3 protein-coding genes are annotated in these 2694 nt (G+C 67.7%); 2 read left to right on the top strand and 1 reads right to left on the bottom strand.

Going from position 1 to position 2694, the window contains the following annotated elements:
* Positions 1-151: 151 nt before the first annotated feature.
* A complete protein-coding gene (locus AC1DHX_RS20555) occupies positions 152-1057 on the bottom strand; it encodes a PAC2 family protein (RefSeq protein WP_476850918.1) in 906 nt (301 codons plus the stop codon).
* Between the two features lie 153 nt (positions 1058-1210).
* Here AC1DHX_RS20555 and AC1DHX_RS20550 point away from each other — a divergent pair, with 153 nt between their 5' ends.
* Together AC1DHX_RS20550 and AC1DHX_RS20545 are read left to right on the top strand one after the other, a co-directional pair.
* A complete protein-coding gene (locus AC1DHX_RS20550; protein WP_476900447.1) occupies positions 1211-2008 on the top strand; it encodes an HAD family hydrolase in 798 nt (265 codons plus the stop codon).
* Positions 2001-2694 (top strand): site-2 protease family protein (locus AC1DHX_RS20545; RefSeq protein WP_476900446.1); only part of this gene is annotated, 694 nt, incomplete at its 3' end. The genes AC1DHX_RS20550 and AC1DHX_RS20545, both read left to right, overlap by 8 nt.

Here is a 2694-nt window from a genome sequence, read left to right as displayed (position 1 = left end):
GTGTTGGCCGGCGTCGCGGCCAGGTCCAACTCTCGCCGCGACAGGCGGCCGCCGGCAGGGTCATAAGACTCTGGTCCGGGGGAAGACCCCCATAGGGGAAGTGCGCGGGAAAGGTGGGAGAGGGAAGTGGGAGGGAAAAGCGGGACGCGGGCTAGGGCTTGTCCTTGCCCCGGCGCTTGAGGTAGCGCTCAAATTCGCGGGCTATCGATTCACCACTGGCCTCCGGAAGGTCGGCGGTGTCCTTGGCCTCCTCCAGCTGGCGCACATACGCCGCAATTTCCGGATCCTCTGTAGCGAGCTCGTCCACGCCGCGTTCCCACGCGTCGGCCTCCTCCACGAGTTCCGTGGTGTCCAGCGGGACCTGGAGCAGCTCTTCGACCCGGTGCAGCAGGGCCAGCTGCGCCTTCGGCGACGGGGCCTGGGCTACATAGTGCGGCACGGCCGCCCAGAGCGACACGGTCGGGAGCCCGGCCAGCAGGGCCACCTCGCCGAGCACGCCCACAATCCCTACCGGGCCCTCGTACTGCGAGGCCTCCAGGTCCATCCGCTCACGCAGTGCGGCGTCGTCCGTGGAGGTGCTGACCGGAATGGGCCGGCTGTGCGGCACGTCAGCCAGCAGCGCACCGACCAGGATGACGTAGTCGACATGCAGCGCCTCGGCATGTACCAGCAGTTCCGCGGTGTAGGCACGCCACTTGTAGGACGGCTCGGTGCCCTGGACGAAGATGGCGTCCACATTCGAGTCGGGGACGCTGGCCTTGAAGATCCGCGTGGACGGCCACTTGATCTTCCGCTCACCGGCCGCTGTCCGCCGAATCGTGGGCCGAGTGAACTGGAAGTCGTAGTACTCGTCGGCGTCGATCGCCCCGACCTTCTTGCCGCCCCAGAGCTTGTTCAGGTAGCGCAGGGCATCGCTGGCGGCCTCTCCGGCGTCGTTCCAGCCTTCGAAGGCCGCGAGCATGACGGTGATGCGCCGGCCCTCGGGGACTGGCTGCAGCAGCCGCTCCGGCTCGGAGACGGCGCCTGGTTCGGTGGGGTCTGCCTCGAAGCTGTTCATGCCATCACCCTACGTCCAAGAACCCGCCGCGCGCAGGCAATCGCGCGCCAAGGAACCGCAATTTCCGCCCGAAATCCCAGGGTCAGGCGCGCGGAATTCGCCGTAGGCGTAGCGCGGGCGCCCGGCCGCGGGCTTCCCCGTAGACTGGAAGGCATGCGATCCTCAGCTTCCCGGCCCCTCCTTAAAGCAGCGCTCTGGGACATGGATGGCACCATTGTCGACACCGAGCCCTACTGGATCGCAGCCGAACACGCACTCGTCGAAGCCCACGGCGGACAATGGTCCCACGAACAGGCCATGCAGCTCGTGGGACAGTCCCTGATGTTTTCCGCGGGAATCCTGCAGGAAGCCGGCGTGGCCCTGGAACGGCGCGAGATCATCGACACCCTCACCGGCCACGTGATCAGCCAGGTCCGGAGCTCCATTCCCTGGCGGCCCGGGGCCCGCGAACTGCTCGACGAACTCTACAACGCCGGCGTCCGTTGCGCCCTGGTCACCATGTCCGAGGCCCCGCTGGCCCGGGAGATCGTTGCGAGCCTGCCCGAGCCCTACTTCGAGTTCCTGGTCACGGGAGACACTGTGACGCAGGGCAAGCCGCACCCGGAGGCTTACCTCACGGCCGTTGAGCTACTGCAGCAGCAGGATCCCGAGCTCGGCCTGCACCACTGCGTGGCCCTGGAAGATYCCGTGCCGGGTGTCGCCGCCGCCGTGGCCTCCGGCGTCGTCACGGTCGCCATCCCGCACATCCTGCCCCTCCCGCACGATCCCCGCCGCGCCACCTGGAACACCCTGGAGGGCAGGACAGTCGCTGACCTGGAGGAGCTCGTGGCCCTGCGGCACGACTTCCCCGACGCCACCTTCGGCGCCGCCGCGGACCCAACCGGCCGCTTAGGCACGGTCTCGACCACGGTCTCGACCACACTCTCGACCGCGGGCCACGCCCGTGGCTGACACCGGCAGCCAGGGGCAACCCGGAAAGACTCCCGCTAACCGCCGGGAAGGGATTCCGCTGGGCCGGATCGCCGGCATTCCGGTATTTCTGGCGTATTCCTGGTTCATCATCGCGGCCTTCACGGTGATCGCCTACGGGCCGGTCCTGCAGAGCAACAATCCGCGCCTCGGCGTCACCGCTTTCTTCGTCGCCTTCGCCTACGCGCTGCTGCTCCTGATTTCCGTGCTGGCCCATGAACTCGCGCACGCGCTGACCGCGAAGCTGTTCCACTGGCCCACGGAGAAAATTGTCCTCAACCTCTGGGGCGGCCACACCCAGTTCCAGAGCTTCACGGCCTCACCCGGCCGCTCCGTCCTGGTGGCGATGGCCGGCCCGGCCGCGAACTTCGTCCTTGCCGGCGCAGGCTGGCTCCCGCTTGCGTACGGCAACCTGAACGGCGTGGCCGACATCCTGGCCAACATCTTCGTCTGGGCCAACCTGCTGATCGGCATCTTCAACGTCCTTCCCGGCCTTCCGCTGGACGGCGGCCGGCTGGTCGAATCCGCCGTGTGGAAAGCCACCGGCAGCCAGGAGAAGGGCACAATTGCGGCAGGCTGGGCGGGCCGGATCATCGTGATCGCCCTCGCCCTGTGGTTCATAGTCCTGCCGCTGGTCAGCGGCGCACGTCCGGATATTTCCTTCACCC

This window comes from Arthrobacter sp. 05N33_2, from assembly GCF_056397425.1.
The sequence above is the reverse complement of the archived record's forward strand: the minus strand, read 5'-3'. Positions and strand labels throughout refer to the sequence as shown.

What these genes read in the sequence shown, in the direction of transcription:
- AC1DHX_RS20555 (WP_476850918.1), bottom strand. Translation starts at nt 1,057, where the DNA reads ATGAACAGCTTCGAGGCAGACCCCACCGAACCAGGCGCCGTCTCCGAG.